We start from the raw sequence: 22,222 nt of genomic DNA on the forward strand, positions 1-22,222 counted from the left end.
TGTGGATGGGGTCAGTCGGTGGGTGTCGTCCGCGCGGCCACCATCAGCTGGCCCAGCGCCAGGCCCCCGTCGCCCGGCGGCACCAGACGGTGCCGCAGGACCGTGAAGCCGTCCTCGCGCAGCGCGGCGGAACAGGCCGTGGACAACAGCGTGTTGACGAACACGCCGCCGGTGAGGGCGACCGTGTCGAGACCGTGGCGGTCCCGGGCCAGCGCGCACATGCGGCGCACCAGAGCGGCCACGCCCCGGTGGAAGCGGGCCGCGACCGTGCCCGCCGTGTGCCCGGCGCGCAGGTCGCGGACGACGGCCGCGAGGACGGGCGCGGGATCGGCCCGTACGGCCCCGCCCTCACCCGGCCCGGGTTCGCACAGGGCGAAGTCGTAGGCGGTGCGGTCCGCGGCGGGCGCGTGCAGGGCGGCCGCCTCCAGCTCGACGGCGGCCTGCGCCTCGTACCCGGCCTCCTGGCAGACCCCGGCGAGGGAGGACACCGCGTCGAAGAGGCGACCCATGCTGGAGGTGGGGACACAGTGCAGTCCGCGCTCCAACTGCTTTTCCAGGATGCCGAGTTCGTCGGGCGGGCAGGCCGCGGTACAGGGCAGGTCGGCCGAGCGGTCGAGGCCCGCGGCCCGCAGGTGGGACAGCGCCATGCGGTACGGGCGGCGCACCGCGGCGTCGCCGCCGGGCAGCGGAACGTACGCGAGGTGCCCGAAGCGGGTGAAGCCGTCGTAGTCGGCGAGCAGGAACTCCCCGCCCCACACCGCCCCGTCGTCACCGTGGCCGGTGCCGTCGAAGGCGACCCCGATCACCCGACGGGTGCCGTCGAGACCGTGCTCGGCCATCGCGGCGGCGACATGGGCGTGGTGGTGCTGGACCCGGGTCACGGGCCGCCCGCCGGCGGTGCGGGCGGCCCAGCCGGCGGAGCGGTAGCCGGGGTGCCGGTCGGCGGCCAGGAGCCCGGGCCGTACGCCGGTGATCGACTCCAGCTGGCCCACCGCGCCCTCGAACGCGCCCTGGGTGCGCAGGTCGTCCATGTCGCCGATGTGCGCCGACAGCCAGGCCTTGCGGCCGGCTCCGAGACAGAAGGCGTTCTTCAGGTCCCCGCCGACGGCGAGGGCGGGGCGGACGGGCAGCGGCAGGGCGACCGGCAGGGGCGCGTACCCGCGCGAGCGGCGGATCAGCAGGGGCTCGCTGTCGCAGACCCGGACCACGGAGTCGTCGCAGGGCACCTGGATCGGCCGGTCGTGGACGAGCCAGGCGTCGGCCAGGGGCGCGAGGCGCTCCAGGGCCTCGGTGTCGTCGGTGACGATCGGTTCCCCGGACACGTTGCCGCTGGTCATGACGAGCAGCCGGGGGCCGTCCGGATCGCCGGGCAGGCCCAGCAGCAGTTGGTGCAGGGGCGTGTACGGCAGCAGCACACCGAGGTCGGGGCTGCCGGGCGCGACGGCGTCGGCGGGCCGAAGGGCGCCCGGCGGGTACGCCGGGTCCGGGCGTCGCCGCAGCAGGACCACGGGCCGGACGCCGCCTTCGAGCAGGCACCGCTCCTCGGGGCCGATCCGCACGAGGTGCTCGACGTCGGCCGTCCCGCGGGCCATGACGGCGAAGGGCTTGTCGCCGCGCGCCTTGCGCCGGCGGAGCAGCGCGACGGCGGTCTCGTCGGTGGCGTCGCAGGCCAGGTGGTAGCCGCCGAGACCCTTCACGGCCAGGATCGCACCGCGGGCCAGCAGGGCCCGGGCCCCGGCGATCGGATCTTCCGACGCGCCCGGATCCCCCGACGCGCCCGGGGTGACCAGCCGCAGCCGTGGCCCGCAGGCCGGGCAGGCGACGGGCTGGGCGTGGAAGCGCCGGTCGGCCGGGTCGCCGTACTCCCGGGCGCAGTCGGCGCACAGGGGGAAGCCGGCCATGGTGGTGTGGGCCCGGTCGTAGGGGAGCCCGGTGACGATGGTGAAGCGGGGGCCGCAGTGGGTGCAGTTGACGAAGGGGTGGCGGTGGCGCCGGTCGGCGGGGTCGGCCAGTTCGGCGAGACAGTCGGCGCAGGTGGCGGTGTCCGGGGAGACGAGGGTGCGGGCCGGGCCGCCGGTGCGGGAGGCGAGGATGGTGAACGCCTCACCGCCCATGACGGGCACCTCCTGGTGGTGCACGGACTCCACCACGGCCAGCGGGGGCGCCTGGGGAGCGAGGCGTTCGCAGAACCGGGTCACGGCCGCGGCGCTGCCCTCGACCTCGGCGACGACGCCCTCCGGGGTGTTGGTGACATGTCCGACCAGGGCCAGTTCGGTGGCGAGGCCGTAGACGTACGGCCGGAAGCCCACGCCCTGCACCACCCCCCGGACGACGACCCGGCGGCGCAGCGGCCCGTCGCCGGTGACGACGTCCGGGGAGGCGGGAGCGGTCACGGGTGGGTGCGGGCCAGGACGTCGGCCACGTCCCCGAGCGGAGGAGCGCCGTCGTGCGTGTGGCTGTGGCTGTGATCGTGGGCGTGACCGTGCGTCTGGCGGGCCATGACCGGCGTGTGGACGGGGGCGCCCTCCGCCGCGGCCAGCGCCCGGTCCAGCAGCGCGCCGACGCCCCTGCCCCGGCGGGCCGAGGTCATCACGATCTCCACGCCCGGGTTGACCTGCTCCACGTGCGCGCGGAACGCGATCTCGTCGAACTCGACGGCCTCGGCGAGGTCCGTCTTGGTGACTACGACGAGCTGGGCGAGCCCGAAGGCGGTGGGGTACTTCAGCGGCTTGTCCTCGCCCTCGGTCACGGAGGCGAGGACGACCCGGAGGGTCTCCCCCAGGTCGTAGGAGGCCGGGCAGACCAGGTTGCCGACGTTCTCCACGAACAGCAGCCGGGTGTCCGGGGGCAGCCAGCCGTCCAGGTGTCCGGCGAGCATGCCCGCCTCCAGATGGCACAGTCCGTCGGTCAGCACCTGCTTGACGGGAACGCCCGAACGGGCCAGCCGGGCCGCGTCGTTCTCCGTGGCGAGGTCGGCGGTGAGCGCGGCGACGGGCACGGACCGCTCGCGGGCCCGCAGCAGTTCCTGTTCCAGCAGCGCGGTCTTGCCGCTGCCGGGGCTGGAGAGCAGGTTGACGACGGTGGTGCCACCGGCGGTGAGACGGTCGCGCAGGATGTGGGCGCTCGCGTCGTTCTTCGCGAGCACGGCCTGTCGCAGGTCGACGACACGGCACATGGTTCAGCACTCCTCCTGGATCGGTGCGCCGGCGGGCGCGGGGGTGCCGTCCTCCCACTCGACGGCGGCGATCTGCAGGTCCCGCCCGGCGCACAGGTCGGTCCGGGTGCCGCCGCAGCCGGGGCAGGTCAGCCGGGGCGGCATGCCGACGGCCCATTCGTGCGCGCAGGAGGTGCACCGGGCCCGGCCCGCCACGGGCTCGGTGACGAGTTCGGCGCCCTCCAGCAGGGTCCCGGCGCAGGCCAGTTCGAAGCAGAAGGAGAGCGCGTCGGGGGCGACCCCGGCCAGTTCGCCGACCCGGAGCCGGACCGAGCGGACCGCCGTGACGTCCCCGGCGCGCTCGGCGGCCTCGGTCACCTGGTCGATGACGGCCAGGGCGACGGACATCTCGTGCATCGGTCTCGGACCTCCCGGGCGTGGGCGTGCCCCCCGCCGGGGTTCATTAGAGGCGGGGGCGCCCGGGCACCCGGCCCGCCGCGCCGTCACCGGTCGGCGGCTACGCCCGTTCGACGCAACCGCGCGGCCGTCCTGGCGTCGCGGGGCCGGGGCCCGGCCGCCCGGGGTCACATGCGGCGGATCCGCAGGTAGCGCCGCAGGTCGGGGAACAGCTCGGCGGCGACGGCTGCGGTGGCGGCCACCGCGGCGACGGCGGCTCCCCCGATGACGATCTTCTTCATCCGTCTCTCCTTCATCTCGCCGGCGGGGCCTCGGCGGCCCCGGCCGGTGCCGCGGACGGCTCGCCGTCCCGCAGCAGCTCTTCGATCAGCCGTACGGCTTCGGGCACGGCGTCCGACACCGGCCGGCTCAGTCCGATGCCCTCCTCCACACAGGCCGGTTCGCAGCCGACGACCACGGTGCGCCGGGGTGGTCGTCCGCCGGTGCCGGCGCAGAGGGTGTCCAGCAGGGCCAGGACGGTGTCGGGGGTCATCCGGTGGCCGTCGATCACCGGCACCGCGCCGGGGTCGGCGCCGGGACCCTCGTGCTCGATGACGTAGAGCGTCCCCGGTGCCCCGCCGCGGGCCGTGGCGTCGACGAGGACGAGCGTGTCGTAGCCGTCGAGGAGCCGGTAGGCGAGGTGCACCCCGCGGACGCCGATGTCGGCGACCTCGACGTCCTCCGGCAGCCGGGCCCCGGCGAGCCGGCGGGCGGTCTCGACGCCGAAGCCGTCGTCACCGAGGAAGATGTTGCCGATGCCGGCCACGAGGGTGCGGGTCATGGTCCGGCCTCCAGCGGTACGACTTCGTCCGGCTGGAAGTAGAGATAGCGGCCCTGTTCGCGGCGGATGTCGGCGCCGGGGTCGCCGTCGACGGTGACGGCGAGGTGCACCGTGCCGTCGACGTCGTGCAGTACGGCCTCGACGGTCGCCGCCCGGCCGTGCAGGAACAGGTCCTGGGCGTCGGTGTGGCGCAGGCCGGGCCGCAGTTCGACGCGGTCGCCCCTGCCGACGGGCCGGTCACCCACCACGACGGTGTCGTGCTCGGGGTCGAAGCCGGCGTCGCTCGCCGGGTCCCACCAGGGGGTGTCGGGGCGCGTCACGCCGTGCTCGTCCGGGAAGCCGGTCTCCCCGGTGACCTCGCGCAGGCCGCGCACGGCGCCGTGCAGCCGTTCCAGCACCTCGGCCGGCATCGAGTCCGCCAGGTCGATCACGGCGGCCGCCCGTGGGTCGGTGCCCCGGGCCTCGCGCTTCTCCTCGTCGGTGAGGGCGGCGGTGCGCAGGGCGAGGATCTCGTCGATCTCGGTGGCGTCGTAGAGGGCGCCGGGGCTCTCCGGTGCGATCGCCGGGTGGTCCTCCAGGATGATCGGGGAGGACAGCACGAGGTCGCCGCTGCCCGGTTCGCCGGCGAGGACGGGCCAGGTGTGCAGGTTGCGGCAGGCGGCGACGGCGCCCCTGGCCCATTCCGGGGGATCGGTCATCGACAGAAACGATCCGGCGCTGAGGGCCATGAGGAGGTGGGTGGCCACCAGGGAGTGCGGCAGGGCCGCGTCCCGGTCGGCCGCCCGGCCCTCCGGGGGCACCCAGCCGCTGGTGTTCTCCACGACGGCGGTGAGCCGCAGTGTCCGGTAGGGGCCGTCGAGTTCGCGGGCGGACAGCCGGACGCTCCCGTGGATCTCCTCGGACCGCCGGTGCAGCCGGCCGACGGTGCGGCCCGCCGTGTCGAGGACCGGTTCGGTGTCCTCGCGGGCCGGGAGCCGGAAGGGGTGCGTGACGCCGTCCCCGAGCAACTCCTCGACCGGTACGACGAGGGCGACGCGCTCCTCGCCGCCCTCGTCCCAGGGCACCAGCACCCGGTCGTCGAGGCGGAGTTCGGCCACGGTGTCCCAGCCGCCGTCCGGGCGGGCCCGCTGCACGGTCCGCCGGCGGGCGTGCAGGAAGCGCACCTCGACCGAGAGCGTGGCGTCCTTCCTCGGTTCCATCAGGCACTCGGTGTGCTGGAAGTCGTGCTCCTCGCGCCCGGCGCCCCAGGCGGGCGGCACGAGCACCCCGAACTGCCAGCGCAGCCGGTTCTTGGCGGCCGAGGCGCGGTACGGGTAGAGCACATAGCCCTCGAAGAGGACGGCGTCGGCCACCTGCCGGGCGACGGCGAAGCGCTCCTCGGTCCCGGGGGCGAACGCGGTCACGGTCACGGGTCGGTCCTCCCGGTCAGGGCGGTGAGCGCGCGCAGCGGGTCGCGGCTCTCGGGCTGATCCGCGGTCTCCCCGTCGAGCAGTGCCTCGACGGTGGCCTGCCAGGACGGCAGGGCGTGCCGGGAGCGGTAGGCGAGGAGGGCGTCCATGGTGTCGCGGGGCAGCCGGATCCAGCCGCAGCCGGGGAAGTGCTGCTCGACCATCTCCCGCCAGGTGGCCACCGGCATCCGGAAGGGGGCCTCGCGGTCCCAGGGGACGGGTTCGACGCGGAAGCCGCCGGAGCCGGTGAAGGCGGTGCCGGAGAAGAGCATCAGCAGCGGGACCTCGCCGTCGGTGACGGCGGCGAGGTAGCGGGTGGCGGCGATGTCCAGGTCGTAGGTGCAGGGGACGACGAGGTCGGCCTCGGTCTCCCCGGTGAACGCGGTCACCATCAGCGGGACCTGGGCGAACTGCACCGGGTTGAGGGTGGTGCCCCAGCGCGAGCGCTCGCCGAACAGGTCCTTGAGGCCGTCGGCCTCCCGGTCGTCGTAGCCGCGCCGGGCGGGTTCGATGCGGATCTGGCAGCGCAGCGCGAGGGCGTGCACGGGGGTGTCGCCGGACGCGGTGACGCGCAGCCGGAAGACGAGCGTCGGCCCGGCCGCGTACCGGTCGGCGCGCACGCCGGTGCAGGTGAAGGAGAACTCCGTCATGAGCGGCCCGCCTCCTGAAGGGGGCGGGCGCGGCGCGCCACGTCCGTGAAGAACGCGTCCAGCGCGGCGCGTGCCTCCCGGCCGCCGTCGAAGCCCTGCCACAACAGGCGCATCCGGCCGACGAGTTCGTAGCAGACGTCGATCGGGACGAGGTGGCAGTCGACGTGGTCGTCGGTGCGGCGCAGCAGCAGTGCCTCCACGTCGGGTTCGAGGAGGCCGGCGAGCCGGCTGTCGCCGAGGACCGCGGTCCAGGTGTCCGGGTCGAGTTCGCTCTCGGTGGCTCCGGCGGGGCTCGGGTAGAGGGCGACGAGCCGGTCGAGGGCGGCGTTGCGGAAGAAGAAGGCGACGCCGACCGGGATCTGCAGCGCCTCCCAGGCCCGCTCGTCGAGGCGGTGTCCCGGGTCGGCGAGGTAGCGGGCCGGGACCGCGCGGAAGCGGCCCGCGGCGGCGCCCGGCTGTTCCATCAGCACCGCGCAGGCCGTGCACGCGCAGGCGAGGGAGCGCCGCTCGGTGTCGACGAGATGGCGGTGGTCCTCGGGCACCACCGCCGCGCACAGTTCGCACCGCTCCGGCTGCGGGGGACGTTCGGTGAGGAACCTCCGCAGCCCGGGGGTGGTCGTGCTCATCGTGCCCCCGTCGGTGCGGTGCCGATCTGCAGGAGGGTGGGGCCGGCGGGCGTGGTCTCCACGTCCACGGCCCTGACCTCGGGGGCGAGGCCGGCGAGGGCGGTCTCGGCGGCCCGTGCGGCGTCCCCGGCCGAGCCGCAGCCGCAGCCGCCGCCCGCCCGGGCGCGCAGCCGCAGGGTGCCGCTGTGCTCCTCGAAGCCGACCACTTCGAGCCGGGGGTCGTGGACGCCGTCGAGGGCGCGGGCGATGCGGGTGTCGCGGTCCTCGGGGTGCAGGTCGTGCAGGACGAGCAGGCTCGCCACGAGGTCGTCGGCGAGCAGCTCGGCGAGGGGCCCGCCGGGCGCGGGGTCCAGCAGTTCGACGACGCGGGCGAGGGCGGTGCCGTAGAGCTCCATGAGGGAGCGGACGAGTTCCTCGGCCGCGGCGGCGCCTTCGCCGGTCGCGGCCAGCCGGTCCAGGACCTCCTCGATCCGGCGCCCGGTCCGCTCGGCCGTCACCGGGCGTGCCGCGGTCGGCGCGCTCATCCGCCCAGTCCGCTCAGGCCGGTGGGCACGTGCATCGACTTCACGGTCTTGCCGCCGCCGACGTACATGTGGACGCCGCAGGGCAGACAGGGGTCGAAGCTGCGGACGGCGCGCATGATGTCGATGCCCTTGAAGTTCTCCGGGGGGTTCTCCTCGAAGATCGGGGTGTTCTGCACGGCGTCCTCGTACGGGCCGGGGGTGCCGTAGGAGTCGCGGACGCTGGCGTTCCAGGGGGTGGGCGGGTACGGGTGGTAGTTGGCGATCTTGCCGTCGCGGATCACCATGTGGTGGGAGAGGACACCGCGGACGGCCTCGGTGAAGCCGCAGCCGATGCTCTCGTCCGGGACCTCGAACTTCTCCCAGGTCTGGGTGCGTCCGGCGCGGACCTCCTCCAGGCCCTTCTCCGCGCAGTGCAGGGCGACGGCGGCGGCGTAGGCCTGGAAGTAGGTGCGGGCGCGGTTGCGCTCCAGGGCGTTGGACCACTTCGGGATCTTCCACTCGAAGGTGGTCTCCGGCTTGGTCAGGGTGCGCGGCAGGTTGATGACCACGCTCTGCCCGGTGGCCTTGACGTACCCGATGTCGACGAGCCCGGACAGCGCGGTGGACCACAGGCGGGCGATGGGGCCGCCGCCGGTGTCCAGGGCGAGGTGGTCCTTGCCGTCGAACCAGCGCGGGGACATCACCCAGCTGTACTTGTCGTCGAAGTTCCGCTTCTGCGGGGCGGGGATGGTGTGCTGGTTCCACGGGTGGCGCGGGTCGACCGGGTTGCCGAGCGGGTCGTGGGTGACGAACTGCTCCTGGCCCTGCCAGTCCTCGTAGTAGGAGCTGCCGAGCAGGATGCGGATGCCGAGGTTGATCGCGGTGAGGTCGTTGGTGACGAGCTTGCCGTCGACGACGACACCGGGGGTGACGAACATCCGCCGGCCCCAGTCGGTCATGTTGGCGTACGTGAAGTCGCAGTACTCGGGGTCGTTGAGGGCGCCCCAGCAGCCGAGCAGGACGCGTCGGCGGCCGACCTCCTCGTAGCCGGGCAGGGCCTCGTAGAAGAAGTCGAACAGGTCGTCGTGGAGCGGGACGACCCGCTTCATGAACTCGACGTACCGCATGAGGCGGCTCAGGTAGTCGGTGAACAGCTGCACGGAGGCGATGGTGCCGACGCCGCCCGGGTAGAGCGTGGAGGGGTGCACGTGGCGGCCCTCCATCAGGCAGAACATCTCGCGCGTGTACCGGCTGACCTGGAGGGCCTCGCGGTAGAACTCGCCCTCGAGCGGGTTGAGCGAGCGCATGATGTCGGCGATGGTGCGGTAGCCGTGCTCGGCGGCGTGCGGGGCCTCGGTGCGCTCGGCGAGTTCGAGGACGCCGGGGTTGGTCTCCCGGACCATCTTCTCGCAGTAGTCGACCCCGACCAGGTTCTCCTGGAAGATGTTGTGGTCGAACATGTACTCCGCGGACTCGCCGAGGTTGATGATCCACTCACCGAGGTGCGGGGGCTTCACGCCGTACGCCATGTTCTGCGTGTACACCGAGCAGGTGGCGTGGTTGTCTCCGCAGATGCCGCAGATGCGGCTGGTGATGAAGTGGGCGTCGCGGGGGTCCTTGCCGCGCATGAAGACGCTGTAGCCGCGGAACACCGACGAGGTGCTGTAGCACTCCGCGACCCGCTTCTGCTTGAAGTCGATCTTCGTGTGGATGCCCAGGCTGCCCACGATCCGGGTGATCGGGTCCCAGGACATCTCCACCAGACCGGTGCCGTCTCCGGCCGCCGTCGTCCTTGCCATGGTCGTTGCCGTGCCCTTCGTTGCGCGGGGGGTTCGGGTGTGGGGGGGTGCACGAAGCAGAAGCGGGTCACTCGGTTCGGCTGCGGGAGGGCGTCACCAGGGCGGCCGGTAGCCGGTGGTGATCTTCTCGCCGCTGCGGCGCCACTTGGGTTCCTTGTCCACCGTCTTCGCGGTGATGTCGCGCAGCTTGCGGACGACGGCGCCGTACGCGCCGCTGGCCGTGCTGGAGACCTTGGCCCCGGGCGGTTCGTCCATGAACGGCATGAACTTGTCGGGGAAGCCGGGCATGGTGCAGGCGATGCAGATGCCGCCGACGTTCGGGCAGCCTCCGACGCCGTTCATCCAGCCGCGCTTGGGCACGTTGCACTTGACGACCGGGCCCCAGCAGCCGATCTTGACCAGGCACTTCGGCGAGTCGTACGTCGTCGCGAACTCGCCCTGCTCGTAGTAGCCGGCCCGGTCGCAGCCCTCGTGCACGGTGGCGCCGAACAGCCAGGTCGGCCGCAGCTTGTCGTCGAGCGGGATCATCGGGGCGGACCCGGCGGCCTGGTAGAGCAGGTAGGTGAGCGTCTCGGCGAAGTTGTCGGGCTGGATGGGACAGCCCGGGACGCACACGATCGGGATGCCCGCGTGGGACTTCCAGTCCCAGCCCAGGTAGTCGGGGACGCCCATCGCGCCGGTCGGGTTGCCGGCCATCGCGTGGATGCCGCCGTACGTGGCGCAGGTGCCGATGGCCACGACGGCGAGGGCCTTGGGCGCGAGGCGGTCGATCCACTCGCTGGTGGTGATGGGCTGGCCGGTCTCGGGGTTGTCGCCGAAGCCGCACCAGTAGCCCTCGGGCTTGATCGCCTCGTTGGGGATGGAGCCTTCGACGACCAGCACGAACGGGTCGATCTCGCCCCGCTCCCCCTTGAAGAACCACTCGATGAACGTGTCGGAGCCGCCGACCGGCCCGCACTCGAAGTCGATGAGGGGCCAGTGCACCTGGATGCGGGGCAGGCCGGGCAGCACACCGAGGACGATCTCCTCGATGCTGGGCTGCATGGCCGCGGTCAGCGCGACCGAGTCGCCGTCGCAGCTCAGCCCGGCGTTGATCCACAGGACGTGGATGGTGGGCGTCTCGTCGGCGGGTGCGCCTGTGGCGTCCGCAGCGCCGACCGTGTTCGGCGTCGCCTGGCTCATGGGGACCGCCTCCTGGGGAGGTGAGGGACAAAGGCCTGCATTTCGGCCATCAGGTTTCTTCGTACCAGCGGTTCGGTCCGGGTGAGACACGATCGGGGGCCATTGCGGTGACGTCGGCCCCGGAGGGGGTCGGCCCGGTGTGCGCAGCCGGGGCGAGGTGCCGCGGGGTGTGGGCGGGGCGTTTCTTGTGCACGAAGGCCCGGCGCAGGGCGTGGTAGGGGGCGTTGGGGTCGTCGAAGGTCTCCCGCATCCGGGCGAGCTCCCGGTCCCGGAAGCCGGACAGCGGGGTCAGGCTCTGGAGCCGGTCCAGTTCCGCCTTCTTGGCGGTGATCCTGGCCGCCGTCGCGGGCAGGGCGGCCAGGCGGGCGGCCAGCTCGGCGACCTCGGGGGCGAAGGCGTCCGGGGCCCGGTCGACGAGCCGGTCGACGAGCCCGAGGCGGCGGGCGGCGGCCGCGCTCACGGGGAGGGCCTCGCTCATGAGGCGGGCGGCGGCGGCACGGCCGGCCCGGCGCGGGAGGGTGTGGGTCCAGTACTCCGAGCCGTACAGGCCCATCAGGCGGTAGTGGGGGTTCAGTACGGCGCCGGAGCGGCACCAGACCTCGTCGGCGGCGAGGGCGAGCATCACCCCGCCCGCGGCGGCGTTGCCCGCGACGGCCGCGACGGTCAGGCGGTCGGTGGTCGTCAGGACCGCTTCGACCAGGTCGTCGATGGCGTTGATGTTGGCCCAGGACTCGGCGGCCGGGTCGGCGGCGGCCTCGATGACGTTGAGGTGGATGCCGTTGGAGAAGAAGTCGCGCGCGCCGCCCAGCACCAGCACCGAGGTCGGCCGGTCGCAGGCCTCCCGGTAGGCGTCGAGCAGGCGCCGGCACTGCTCGGTGCTCATGGCGCCGCCGGGGAAGGAGAAGGACAGGAAGCCCACGGTCCCCTCCTCGCGGTAGCGGATGTCCGACCAGCCGCGCTCCCGGGCGTCGGGCAGCCGGGGCGGAGGGCGGTCGGGCAGCGGCGGCAGCCGGTCGGCCAGGGCGAGCACGGCGGGCAGCTTGAAGGTGGGCGGCGCCCCGCGCAGCCGCCGCAGCCGCAGCTCGGGGATCCACACGGCGCCGTCGGCGGTGGCCCGGCAGATCGCCCCGGCCCGGGTGGCCAGCAGGTCACCGGGACGGCCGCGCAGCCGGTCCTCGGGGTGACCGCCGTGCAGGTACCACTCCTCGCCGAACAGCACGTCGAGCACACCGGGCTGGGAGTCCGCCGCCCGCAGCTTGCGCAGCACGGTCCGGGTGGAGTCCACGGCCCAGTCGATCCGCCGGACGCCCTGGTCGAGGTACGGGCGTGTCCGCAGCCGGGGGTCGGCCGCGCCGGCCGGGTCCTGGCCGAGCGGTACGTACGTCCCCCCGGCGAAACGGTCCACGGCGAGCAGGACCGCCCGCAGGGCGGCGTCGGCGATCTCGCCCCGGTACAGGTCGCTCTTGGCCACCTCGGGGACCCGGCAGGGCACGCAGGCCCACACGTCGCCGGCGTCCATCTCGGCGTCGGCCCGCAGCACGGTGACGCCCCACTCGTCGAAGCCCTCGTGGATCGCCCAGTCCAGGGAGGACGGTCCGCGGTCGCCGGCCGGGCCGGGATGCACGACGAGACAGGGGTACGCCGTCCACACCTCCTCGGGGATCGCCGTGCGCAGCATCGGCGCGAGGACGAGGTCCGGTGCGTGGCGCCGTACGGCGTCCGGCAACGAGCCGTCGGGCAGGGCGAGTTCGACCGCCACCGAGTGGCCGCGGTCGCGCAGCTCGGCGTGGACGCGCTGGGTCAGGCTGTTGAACGCGCTGGCTACGAGCAGGATGTGCACGGCTGCCTCCGGGCGGACGGGCGGCAGGCGGGGATGACCGCCGGGGGCGATCCTCCGTCAACGCCGTCGACCGTCCCCGGCGACAGACGGCCGGGTCATCCGAAAGCGGACGCGACTCGGCCGTCCGGGCTCACGACGGTGCGGCCACGGGGAAGCACCGCGCGGCCCGGCCGCCACCGGCCGCGCGCAGGTGACGCACCACCGACAGGCCACGGCCGACGAAGGCCACCGCCGCAAGCGGGCGCGGCTCGGGCGTCCGGGCTCGCCGGGCAGACACGGGGGCGCACCGCGCGTACGGCGGCCACCGGCAGCGCCGGGCGACGCGCCGCCGACAAACCACAGCCGACGAAGACCACCGCCGAAAGCCGGCGCCACTCAGCCGTCCCAGCTCACCCGGCAGACACAGGAACGCACCACGCAGCCAGCCGCCAAACCCGCCCCGCCGGGCGACGCACCGCCAACAAACCACAGCCGACGAAGACCACCGCCCCCAGCGGGCGCGGCTCGGGCGTCAGTGCTCACCGGGCGGAGGGCGGCCGCCCGGCCGCGCGGGGGACGCGTCGCTTGCGGGCTGCGGTCGGCGGAGGTCAGCGAACGCCGCGGACGTCGGCCGGGCGCCGCCGAGGTGGGGCGATCGGTGCCGCTCGGCGGGCGTCAGGGGTGGCGCAGGCCGCTGGTGATGCGCTGCCAGGGGGTGCGGGTGGCGCCGAAGTGGGTCTCGTGGTCCCAGACGTGGGTGCACGAAGGGCACTGGAGGTGCAGCAGGCTGCCGACGTTGGAGAGCAGGTAGCGCCAGTGCGTGGCGCAGGTGCGGCGCTCCTCGCAGGTGGCGCAGCCCTGCTGGTCGTTGCAGCGGGGGCAGGCCACCCAGGCACGGCGGCCGGGGTCGGCCTGGGGGTCAAGCGGCAGCATGCCCGTCTCCCCGGGGCGGCAGGACCCCCGCCGCGACGAGTTCGTCGTGGATGCGCTGCTGCTCGGGGCTGAGGCCGGAGTAGAGCAGTGCGTACGCCGCCTCCTCCCCGCGCAGCGCCTCGACCGGGTCCCAGTCGGCGCCGAGGGCGGCCATGACATGGGCCCGCCGGAGCATTTCGTGCGCGCTCAGGTCGACCGACCAGTCGAACGGTGCGCCGGGAGGGGTGGGGCCGTGGTGGGACATGGTTCGAACGTAGGGAAGCGCTCCACGCTCGGGCAAGAGCAGGTGGGGGATGTCACAGCAGGTCACAGCGGGTGGGGCGGACGGGCGCGCCCGGTCGGTGGGTGATCTCCTGTTCGGCCCAGATGATCTTTCCTTCGCCCGGGTAGCGCGAACCCCACCGGTGGGCGAGCTGGGCCACCAGGAACAGGCCGCGGCCTCCCTCGTCCAGGCTGCGGGCGTGCCGCAGCCGGGGAGCGGTGCTGCTGGCGCCGGAGACCTCGCAGGTCAGCCGGGTGTCGCGGAGCAGCCTCAGCCGGATGGGCGGGGTCGCGTAGCGCACGGCGTTGGTGACCAGCTCGCTGACGATGAGTTCCGAGGTCATCGCGAGGTCCGCCAGCCCCCAGGCCTCGACCTGGCGGGTGGCCCGGGCCCGGACGTCGGGGAGACGCGCAGGTCCACGTCGAGGGCACGGCCGTCACGGTGCCGTACCGACAGCTGACCGCTCCACCCCGTGCCCGCGCGGCAGTGCGCGGCGACGCCCGTGCCCCGAGCCGGGTCCCCCGGGGCCGCCACGAGCCGCGCGGCGGAGCGGCCCACCAGGTCCGCCGCCGGCCGGCCCAGCAGGGCCGCGGCGCCCCGCGTCCAGCCGAGCACGACACCGTCCGCCCGCACGACCGCCGCCGCGTCGGTCGACGCGTCGAGGAGATCACGCGGCTGGGCCGGAGGGGTGCCGGGCGCCTCTCGCGCAGCATCCGTGGCTTCTCGCGCAGAGTCCATCGGGCCCTCCCTTGCACGACCCATGGTGCTGCCTGTCCGGCGGCGGCGCACGGTCGGGAACCGCGCGGTGCCCGGCGCTTCCCGGACGCCGTCGGCGGGCGCAGCATGGAAGGGAGGAGGTGGGCGATGACGGCCGAACCCTTCCCCTCCGAGGAGGACGTGTACGGCGCCGAGGCGGCGAAGGCACCTCCGCCCACCGGTCTGCTGGACATGCTGAGCGTGTCCGCGATGGTGCTGGACGTCCACGGACGGATCGTGTTCTGGACCCCGCAGGCGGAGGAGCTGTTCGGCTACACCGCCGAGGAGGCCCTCGGAAAGTACGCGGCGCGGCTGTTCATCCACTCCCGGCATCTGAAGGCCGTGGTCCGGCTGTTCGCGGAGGTGCTGGAGACCGGCCGGAGCTGGGCCGGCACGTTCCCCATCCGGCACAAGGACGGCAGCAGCAAGCTCATGGAGTTCCGCAACATGCGGCTCCAGGACGACCTCGGGGATGTGTACGCGCTCGGCATCGCCGCCGACCACACCCTGCTCCAGCGGGTGGAGACCGACCTCGCGCTGTGCGAGCGGCTGATCGACCAGTCCCCGATCGGGCTGGCGCTCCTCGACCCCGATCTGCGGTACCTGCTGGTCAATCCGGCGCTGGAGCGCATCGACGGCATCCCCGCCGAGGAGCACATCGGCCGGCGACTGCGGGACGCGCTGCCGCTGCCCGACGTCGGGACCATCGAGTCCGCGCTGCGGCAGGTGCTCACGACCGGGACGCCGCTGCTCGACCAGTACCACGTCGGCCGGCCGCCCGCCGATCCCGACCGCGAGCACGCCTGGTCGCTCTCCTTCTACCGGCTGGAGGACCCCGGCGGGCGGGTGCTGGGCGCGGCGGCCTCGGTCGTCGACGTCACCGAACGGCACCGGGCGGCGGCCGAGGCCGACCGGGCCCGGCGGCGGCTCGCCCTGATCGCCGAGGCGTCCACCCGGGTCGGCACCACGCTGGAGGTGGACCAGACCGCCCGTGAACTGGCCGAGATCGCCGTCCCCCAGCTCGCCGACGTGGTCGCCGTGGACGTTCTCGACTCCGCCCTGGCCTGCCGCCGCTCCCGCAGACCGGACGACGGCCCGGAACTCTTCCGTGCCCTCGCACTCAAGGCCGCCCACCCGACCGTGGCGCTGCGCGCCGCCGACGCCCCCGGGGACGTGACCGCGTACGACGGGGACCGTCTGGTCACCCTGTGCGTCCACACCGGCCGGCCGGTCCTGGTACGTCATGTCGGTGCCGCCGACATCCCGCGCATCGCCCGGGACGCCGAGGCCGGCGCCCTGCTGGCGCGGGCCGGTGTCCACTCGTACCTCGCGGTGCCGCTGATCGCCCACGGCGAGGTGCTCGGCGCCCTCGACCTCAAGCGCACCCGCAATCCGCTCCCCTTCGACGAGGACGACGTCGTCCTGGCCGGTGAGCTGGCCGGCCGGGCCGCGGTGGCCATCGACAACGCCCGCTGGTTCGAGAGCGTGCGCAACACCGCGCTCACCCTCCAGCGCAGCCTGCTGCCCGACCATCCGCCGCACCACGCGGGGCTGGACCTGGCCTCCCGCTACCAGCCCGCCCAGGCGACCAGCGAGGTCGGCGGCGACTGGTACGACGTCATCCCGCTGACCGACGACAAGACCGCGCTGGTCGTCGGTGACGTCATGGGCAACGGCATCGACGCTGCCGCGACCATGGGCCGGCTGCGCACCGCGACCTGCGCCTACGCGGACCTCGACCTCGATCCCGGGGAAGTGCTCCAGCACCTCGACAAGATCACCTGCGATCTGGAGCACTACATCGTGACCTGCCTGTACGCGGTGTACGACCCCCGTACCCGGCAGTGCCGGATCGCCAACGCGGGACACATGCCGCCCGCGCTGGCCGGCCCCGGCCACCCCCCGGTGCTGCTCGACCTGCCGCCGGGTGCCCCGCTCGGGGTGGGCGGGGTCCCGTTCGAGACGACCACGACCGAGCTGGCGCCCGGCGACGCGCTCGTCCTCTACACGGACGGTCTGGTCGAGACGCGGCACCACTCCATCGACGACCGCCTCGCGGTGCTGCTGGCCTTCCTGGACGAGCCGGACCGGCCGCTGGAGGAAATCTGCGACCTGCTGCTGTACGGCCTGCGTCACCCCGACGACCACGACGACGTGGCGCTGCTCGTGGCTAGGGCGCTGTAGCCGCGGGCGGGGCGCCGGAGCAGCGGCGGGGCGGGGTCGGCGAGGCGTGCCGCAGCCAGCGGGCGTCGATCACCCGGCCGTTGCCCAGCCGGTGGCGGGGCGGCCCGTCGGCCGTGACGAACCCGGCCCCGCGCAGGGCCCGCTCGCTCGCGGTGTTCGCGGGCTCGTAGCCCGCCCGCACGTCGTCCCGTCCGAGGTGGTCGTGGCCGAGGAGGGCGGCGGCCCGGAACAGCTCGGTGCCGAGCCCGAGGCCGCGGGCGTGCGGGGCGAGCCAGCCGCCGATCTCGCCGGTGTCGGGGGCCAGTTCGGTGCACCCGGCGTAGCGGCCGTCGTCGCGGCGGACGGCGACCAGGACGTGGGCCTGTCCCGGGGCGGGTTCGAAGGGCCGGGCCAGCAGCCGCGCGATCCCCGGGAGCGGGGGCCGGACACCGGCGTCGGCGGGGCGCAGCCGGACCAGGGCGTCGCGGACCCCCTCATCGGCCGTCACGCCCACGTCGTCCCAGCCGAGCCAGCGCTGGGCCTCGGGGTCGGCGCCGGCGGCCCGGCAGACCACGAGATCCAGCTGGGTCCGCGGCGTGTAGAGCAGCAGCCGCTCGGTGCGCAGGGTGTGCCTCCGCTCCCCGCAGCCGCCGGGCAGCGGCAGCCCGGGCGCCGCCGGCCCGCGCCGCCGACGTGACCAGATCATGAGCCCCCCTCGCTCGCCTTCCTCCGCCGTGTCGCCGTCCCGCCCCGTGCGGCCCGGCCCTCGCAGTGAGCGTAGGCCGCAGGGGCGGCCCGTCAACGGGGCTGCGCGGGGCCCGCCCCCCGTGCGGCGGGCCGGGCTGCGGCCCCCACGGGGGCGGCCGACAATGGGGGGCGGGGCGCGTGTCCGCCCCGCCCGCGATGCCTCGGGGGCGTCGGCCCGAGAGGAACGTGCCCATGCCCGCTGAGGCTTCGCCGACCGCCCGGATCGGCACCCTCCTGGCCGCCGCGGGGTGGGCGGGGATCCTGCACCGGGCGGTGCGGGTGACGGTGGCGTCGGCCACGGCCTTCTACGCCTTCCTGTACGGCCTCGACGAGCCGGTCCTCGCCCTGTACGCGCTGTTCGGGCCCATCGCCCTCGGGCTGCTGTCCGCGGTACCCGGCTCCGGGCGGCAGCGTGCCGAGGTGATGCTGAAGGCGCTGCCGGTGGGCCTGGCGCTGGTGACGCTGGGGACGGCGCTGGCGGTACGGACCTGGGCGGCGGTGCTCGGGATGCTCGTCGTCGGCTTCCTGCTGGCGTTCGCCGCCGTCGCGGGGCCGCGTCCGGCCGGGGCGGCGCCGGGGCTCCAGCTCTTCTACATCCTGGCCTGCTTCCCGCCGTACGCACCGCAGACCCTGGGGCTGCGGCTGGCGGGACTCAGCACGGGGGTGGTGCTGCTGGCGCTGTGCGAGGTGGTCCTGCTGCCGCGGCCCGGGGACGCGACGTACCGCTCGGGCGTGGCGCGGGCCGCGGCGATCGCGGGCGACACCCTCGCGGGCCGGACCCGGCTGCCGCCCGCGACCCTGCGGGCCGAGGGCGAGCGGCTCCGGCTGTCGGTGTTCCCGCCCGCCGAGCGTCCGGCGGGCCCGGGCCGGGCGGCGCGGGGCCTCGCCCAGGCCGGCTCGGCGTCCCGCCGGCTGCTGGAACAGCTGGCCCGTCTGACGGAGACGGGACAACTGCACCACCTGCTCGGCGGCGGCCGGCCCGGCGACCGGGCGTCGAGGTGGCTGCTGCCCCAGGTGGCGGCGCGATGCGCGGACGGTGCCGAGGCGCTGCGCACGGGACGCCTCGCGCCGGTGCCGCGGCGGCTGGACGAGGCGATCGGCGCCTTCCAGCGGATGCGGATGCGGCAGGAGCCGCGGACCGGCACCGAGGGGCCGGGGACGGCGGCGGTGCTGCGCCGGCAGGCCGCGCTGCTGGGGGTGGCCGAGTCGGTGCGGGCGCTGGAGATCTCCGTACGGGTCGCCCTGGACGGGCGGCGCACCGCGCCGATCGAGCCACGGGAGCTGTTCTGGTACACCGACGCGCCGACGGCCCGGCTGTGGGTGCGCCGGTTCGCCGGCAACCTGACCGTCCGCTCGGTGCAGTTCCACAACGCGCTGCGGATCGCCCTGGCCCTGGGCGCGGCCCGGCTGGTGGCCGGGTCCCTCGATCTGACGCACGGGTTCTGGGTGCTGCTGGCGGTGCTGACGCTGAGCCGGACCACCGTCGGGGAGACCTGGGCGGCCATGCGGCAGGCGGTGGCCGGGAACCTGGTGGGCGCCGTCGCGGCGGGCGCGCTGCTGATCGGCCTCGGCGAGCACACCGACGCCTATGCGGCGATCCTGGCGCCGGGGATGCTGATCGCGTTCTCGGTCGGGCCGCTGCTCGGCATCGCGTGGGCACAGGCGCTGTTCACCCTGGTCGTGGCGACCGCGTTCGCCCAGATCACGCCGGCCACCTGGCGGCTGGCGGAGGCGCGGATCGTGGACGTGGTCACGGGCAGTCTCATCGGTCTGCTGTGCGCGCTGCTGGCGTGGCCGTCGGGGGCCCGGCGTGAGGTACGGCGGACCATGGCCGGGCTGCTGCGGGAGTGCGCGTCGCTGATCCGGGCGACCGCCGCGGCACTGGCTGCGGTGCCGCCGGGCTCCGCGCCGCCCCCGTCGACGTTCCCCGCGCTGCACCGGATGCGGCTGGCGGAGTCCGCGTACGCGCAGTTCCGCAGTGAACCGGCGGCCCGGGCCGAACCCGGCGCCGACTGGCACGGCGTCCTCGTCGCGACCCATCAGATCCTGCTCGGCGCCCACTGGCTGCCCCGCTTCGACCTGCCCTCGGCCGGTCTGCCGCCGGACGCGGTGCGCCGGGCGTGGGCCGACGCCCGGGCGACAGCCGGGACGGTCGAGCGGCTCGCGGCGCGGTGCGACGGGGAGCGACCGCCGCCGAAGGAGGCGCGGCCGCGGACCCCGCCCACGCCGGCCCCTCCCCTGGTCACCCTCGTCGACCTGGAGGTCTGGCTGCTGAGCCTGACCGCCCAGCTCTCCCGGGTCGAGGCGGCCCTGCCGGGGGCGCCCGGCCCGCACGGCCTCGGAAGGTAGGGGCGCGCCGTGTCCCGCGACAGCCTCGACGCCGCGCTGCGGCCGCCGTCCCCGCGGCGGGGGTGGGTGTGGTGGCTGCCGCTGATCGCGGTGGCCGTCGACGTCCTGGTGGAGGCGCTCGTGCGGGGCCAGGAGCCGGTGAGCTCCGTTCTGATCGCCGTACCGCCCCTCGCCGCCGCGACGCGCGGCCCGCGCGGGACGGCGCTGTCGACGGTGGTCTGTCTCGGCCTGCAGATGTGGACGGCGGCCCGCCGTCCCGGCCACTTCGCCGAGCAGCACCATGTCGCCGTGTACGTCGGGACGCTCCTCATCGGGGTCGCCAGTGTCGCGCTGGCCCGGCAGCGGGAGCGGACCCGGCGGCATCTGATCCGGGCGCACTCGGTCGCGGAGGCCATGCAGCGGACCCTGCTGCGTCCGGTGCCGCGCCGGCTCGGTCCCGTGCGCGCGGCCGGGTTCTACCAGGCCGGGGAGGGCGGCACGCTGGTGGGCGGGGACCTGTACGACCTGTGCGAGACGCCGTTCGGGGTGCGGGCGATCATCGGTGACGTCCGGGGCAAGGGGCTGGGCGCGGTGCAGACGGTGGCCGCGGTGCTGGGCAGCTTCCGGGTGTCGGCGCACGAGTGGCGGAGCCTGAGCGGGCTGGCCGAGCGGCTGGAGCTGAGTATCGCCCGCAACAGCCCGGCGGGTGAGGACGGCGACCCCGAGCTGTTCGTGACGGCGCTGGTGCTGGAGTTCCCGCCGGGCGGCGGCGAGGTGCGGATCGTCGACCGCGGGCATCCGGCGCCCTTGGTGGTCGGTGGGCCGCAGGCGCGGCGGCTGGTCACGGAGCCGGGGCTGCCGCTGGGCCTGGGGGCCCTGGTGTCGGGCGGGGCCGCGACGACCGTGCATCCGCTCGCGCCGGGCGAGGTGCTGCTGGCGCACACGGACGGGGTGAGCGAGGCGCGCGACGCGGACGGCGCGTTCTATCCGGTCCTGCGCCGGCTCGGCGAGCGCTTCCGCGGGGAGGGTGCCCCTGACCCGGAAGCGGTGGTGGCGTTCGTACGGTCCGACTCGGAGCGCTGGTCGGCGCGCACCGGCGACAAGGACGACGACGACCGGGCCGTGCTCGCGCTCCGCCCGGACCCGGCGGGGGCCGCTCCGGCCACCGAGAAGCGGCCCCACCGGAACACACCCGCCCACCCACCGGACCACCTCCGGTGAGCACACCGCTGGGCCGACCGGGCCGGAGCCGACAGGCGGGGTGAGGTCGTCGGCCCGTGGGCCGGTGGTCGGCGCGGTGTCGCCTCGGGTGTGGGACTGCGGCCCGCGTCCTGAGGTGGTGCGGGTCGCGCTCAGGTCTGCGCCGGCACCGGGCGTCGCAGCAGATAGCCGGCCGCGACCGTGACGAGCGCCGCCATGCACGCGATGAACACCAGCCCCGCGCCCTCCAGACCGAGGGGGACCGTCAGCACGCCCACCCCGATCACCGGCACCGAGATACCGGCGTAGGCCACCACGAACAGGGTGGAGATGACCGCCGCGCGCTGCTCGGCGGGCGAGGCCCCGGCCACCGCGGACAGGGCCCCGCGGAACGCCAGTCCCTGGCCGAACCCGCCGACGACCGCGCTCAGCACGATCAGCACCAGCAGGTCCCAGCGCAGGGCGCCGGCGAGCAGGGCCAGGCCGGCGAAGAGCACGGCGCAGCCGATCGGCAGGGAACGTCCCACCCCGACCCGGCCGACGGCCAGCTGTCCGGCGGTCGAGGCGAAGAAGGCCAGGGCGACGACCGCCCCGCTCACGGCGTGGTCGTGCACGTCCAGGGACTCGGCGAGGAATGCCGGGCTGACCGAGGTGAACACCCCGAACAGCGCGAACCCGGCGAAGGAGGCGATCGCCGCGGGTACGAACACCGGCCGCACCCGCCGGGGCAGTCCGGGCCGCTGCGGCCGCACCGAGCCGGGCGGCCGTGGCTCGCGCACGGTCTCCGGAAGCCACATCAGGGCGACGGCCGAGGCGGCGACCAGGACGAGGTGCACGGCGAACGGCAGGTACAGGGGCCAGGGCGCGTACTCGGCGAGCACTCCCGCGAGCAGCGGACCGCAGCCGAGCCCGCCCATGTTGGCGGCCGTCGCCACGAACGTGGCCCGTGAGGAGCCGCCGCGGGGCGCCAGGTCCATCACGTACGCCGTGGCCGCGCCGGTGAACAGTCCGGCCGAGAAACCCGACAGCAGCCGGCCCGCGTACAGGGCGCCGAGCCCTCCGGCGAGCAGGAAGCAGACCGCGCCGGCCGCCGCGCAGCCCAGTCCCGCCAGCAGGACCGGGCGTCTGCCGACGGTGTCGGAGGCGTTGCCCGTCAGCAGCAGCACGCCGATGACTCCGAAGGCGTACACGGCGTAGACGACGGTGACGGTCAGCTCGGAGAACCCGAACTTCTCCTGGTACAGCGGGTAGAGAGGGGTCGGCAGGGTGGTGCCGGCCATGCAGACGGCGAACACCGCCCCGCTGAGCAGACACGGCCCCCACCCTCGGCGATCACCATCCACGCGCCGACGGTAACCCGGCGGACCGCCCCGGCCCGGACCGACGTGCCGGGGCGGCTCGGCCCCGCGGCCGGT

General features: G+C 74.9%; 20 protein-coding genes and 1 pseudogene. 3 read left to right on the plus strand and 18 right to left on the minus strand.

Annotation, left to right across the window (positions count from 1 at the left end):
- Positions 1–11: 11 nt before the first annotated feature.
- From hypF to AQJ58_RS32950, 16 genes and pseudogenes are all read right to left on the minus strand, one after another.
- Positions 12–2,393 (minus strand): carbamoyltransferase HypF, encoded by a 2,382-nt coding sequence (hypF, locus tag AQJ58_RS32880; protein ID WP_067256794.1) that lies wholly within the window; start codon positions 2,391–2,393, stop codon positions 12–14.
- Positions 2,390–3,175, minus strand: a complete 786-nt coding sequence (gene hypB / locus AQJ58_RS32885; RefSeq protein ID WP_067256796.1) for a hydrogenase nickel incorporation protein HypB — start codon at positions 3,173–3,175, stop codon at positions 2,390–2,392. Before hypB ends, hypF begins: the two co-directional genes overlap by 4 nt.
- A gap of 3 nt (positions 3,176–3,178) precedes the next feature.
- Positions 3,179–3,571 (minus strand): hydrogenase maturation nickel metallochaperone HypA, encoded by a 393-nt coding sequence (gene hypA / locus AQJ58_RS32890; RefSeq protein ID WP_067256797.1) that lies wholly within the window; start codon positions 3,569–3,571, stop codon positions 3,179–3,181.
- Between the two features lie 167 nt (positions 3,572–3,738).
- Positions 3,739–3,852, minus strand: a complete 114-nt coding sequence (locus tag AQJ58_RS46055) for a DUF6893 family small protein (RefSeq protein ID WP_420712198.1) — start codon at positions 3,850–3,852, stop codon at positions 3,739–3,741.
- Between the two features lie 11 nt (positions 3,853–3,863).
- Positions 3,864–4,391, minus strand: a complete 528-nt coding sequence (locus AQJ58_RS32895; RefSeq protein ID WP_067256799.1) for a hydrogenase maturation protease — start codon at positions 4,389–4,391, stop codon at positions 3,864–3,866.
- The gene (locus tag AQJ58_RS32900; RefSeq protein WP_067256801.1) at positions 4,388–5,800 is read right to left on the minus strand and encodes a hypothetical protein; all 1,413 of its coding nucleotides are present in this window, start codon (positions 5,798–5,800) and stop codon (positions 4,388–4,390) included. Before AQJ58_RS32900 ends, AQJ58_RS32895 begins: the two co-directional genes overlap by 4 nt.
- Positions 5,797–6,489: a DUF6084 family protein gene (locus AQJ58_RS32905; RefSeq protein ID WP_067256802.1), complete on the minus strand. Its 693-nt coding sequence runs from the start codon at positions 6,487–6,489 to the stop codon at positions 5,797–5,799. The genes AQJ58_RS32900 and AQJ58_RS32905 overlap by 4 nt, the downstream gene beginning before the upstream one ends.
- On the minus strand, positions 6,486–7,115 hold the full coding sequence (locus tag AQJ58_RS32910; protein WP_067256804.1) for a DUF5947 family protein: 630 nt from the start codon (positions 7,113–7,115) through the stop codon (positions 6,486–6,488). The genes AQJ58_RS32905 and AQJ58_RS32910 overlap by 4 nt, the downstream gene beginning before the upstream one ends.
- The gene (locus tag AQJ58_RS32915) at positions 7,112–7,639 is read right to left on the minus strand and encodes a hypothetical protein (protein WP_067256806.1); all 528 of its coding nucleotides are present in this window, start codon (positions 7,637–7,639) and stop codon (positions 7,112–7,114) included. Before AQJ58_RS32915 ends, AQJ58_RS32910 begins: the two co-directional genes overlap by 4 nt.
- Complete coding sequence (locus AQJ58_RS32920) at positions 7,636–9,417, minus strand: nickel-dependent hydrogenase large subunit (RefSeq protein WP_067256807.1); 1,782 nt, start codon at positions 9,415–9,417, stop codon at positions 7,636–7,638. The genes AQJ58_RS32915 and AQJ58_RS32920 overlap by 4 nt, the downstream gene beginning before the upstream one ends.
- A 93-nt stretch (positions 9,418–9,510) precedes the next feature.
- On the minus strand, positions 9,511–10,599 hold the full coding sequence (locus AQJ58_RS32925; RefSeq protein ID WP_067256809.1) for an NADH-quinone oxidoreductase subunit B family protein: 1,089 nt from the start codon (positions 10,597–10,599) through the stop codon (positions 9,511–9,513).
- 49 nt (positions 10,600–10,648) lie between these two features.
- On the minus strand, positions 10,649–12,439 hold the full coding sequence (locus tag AQJ58_RS32930; protein WP_067256810.1) for a hydrogenase maturation protein: 1,791 nt from the start codon (positions 12,437–12,439) through the stop codon (positions 10,649–10,651).
- A gap of 654 nt (positions 12,440–13,093) precedes the next feature.
- Complete coding sequence (locus tag AQJ58_RS32935; RefSeq protein WP_067256812.1) at positions 13,094–13,351, minus strand: hypothetical protein; 258 nt, start codon at positions 13,349–13,351, stop codon at positions 13,094–13,096.
- Positions 13,338–13,595: a DUF6400 family protein gene (locus tag AQJ58_RS32940; protein ID WP_067256813.1), complete on the minus strand. Its 258-nt coding sequence runs from the start codon at positions 13,593–13,595 to the stop codon at positions 13,338–13,340. Before AQJ58_RS32940 ends, AQJ58_RS32935 begins: the two co-directional genes overlap by 14 nt.
- Positions 13,596–13,647: 52 nt before the next feature.
- Positions 13,648–14,007: pseudogene (locus AQJ58_RS32945) on the minus strand (ATP-binding protein); the annotation flags it as partial.
- Positions 13,953–14,375 carry a PAS domain-containing protein gene (locus AQJ58_RS32950; RefSeq protein WP_079079389.1) on the minus strand — a complete coding sequence of 141 codons (423 nt, stop codon included), beginning with the start codon at positions 14,373–14,375 and terminating at the stop codon, positions 13,953–13,955. The gene AQJ58_RS32950 and the pseudogene AQJ58_RS32945, both read right to left, overlap by 55 nt.
- Before the next feature lie 102 nt (positions 14,376–14,477).
- On the opposite strand from AQJ58_RS32950, the gene AQJ58_RS32955 reads away from it, so the two are divergent.
- The gene (locus tag AQJ58_RS32955) at positions 14,478–16,553 is read left to right on the plus strand and encodes a SpoIIE family protein phosphatase (protein ID WP_079079390.1); all 2,076 of its coding nucleotides are present in this window, start codon (positions 14,478–14,480) and stop codon (positions 16,551–16,553) included.
- On the opposite strand, the gene AQJ58_RS32960 is transcribed toward AQJ58_RS32955, so the two are convergent.
- A complete protein-coding gene (locus AQJ58_RS32960; RefSeq protein WP_067256818.1) occupies positions 16,540–17,238 on the minus strand; it encodes a GNAT family N-acetyltransferase in 699 nt (232 codons plus the stop codon). The genes AQJ58_RS32955 and AQJ58_RS32960 overlap by 14 nt on opposite strands.
- A 233-nt stretch (positions 17,239–17,471) precedes the next feature.
- On the opposite strand from AQJ58_RS32960, the gene AQJ58_RS32965 reads away from it, so the two are divergent.
- Positions 17,472–19,628 (plus strand): FUSC family protein, encoded by a 2,157-nt coding sequence (locus AQJ58_RS32965; RefSeq protein WP_079079391.1) that lies wholly within the window; start codon positions 17,472–17,474, stop codon positions 19,626–19,628.
- 9 nt (positions 19,629–19,637) lie between these two features.
- The gene (locus AQJ58_RS32970; RefSeq protein ID WP_234360367.1) at positions 19,638–20,828 is read left to right on the plus strand and encodes a PP2C family protein-serine/threonine phosphatase; all 1,191 of its coding nucleotides are present in this window, start codon (positions 19,638–19,640) and stop codon (positions 20,826–20,828) included.
- Positions 20,829–20,959: 131 nt separating this feature from the next.
- Here AQJ58_RS32970 and AQJ58_RS32975 read toward each other — a convergent pair whose 3' ends face one another.
- Complete coding sequence (locus tag AQJ58_RS32975; protein ID WP_067256819.1) at positions 20,960–22,150, minus strand: MFS transporter; 1,191 nt, start codon at positions 22,148–22,150, stop codon at positions 20,960–20,962.
- Between the last annotated feature and the right edge of the window lie 72 nt (positions 22,151–22,222).

Origin of the sequence: Streptomyces sp. DSM 15324 (genome assembly GCF_001514285.1) — a bacterium.
Taxonomy (GTDB): Bacteria; Actinomycetota; Actinomycetes; order Streptomycetales; family Streptomycetaceae; genus Streptomyces.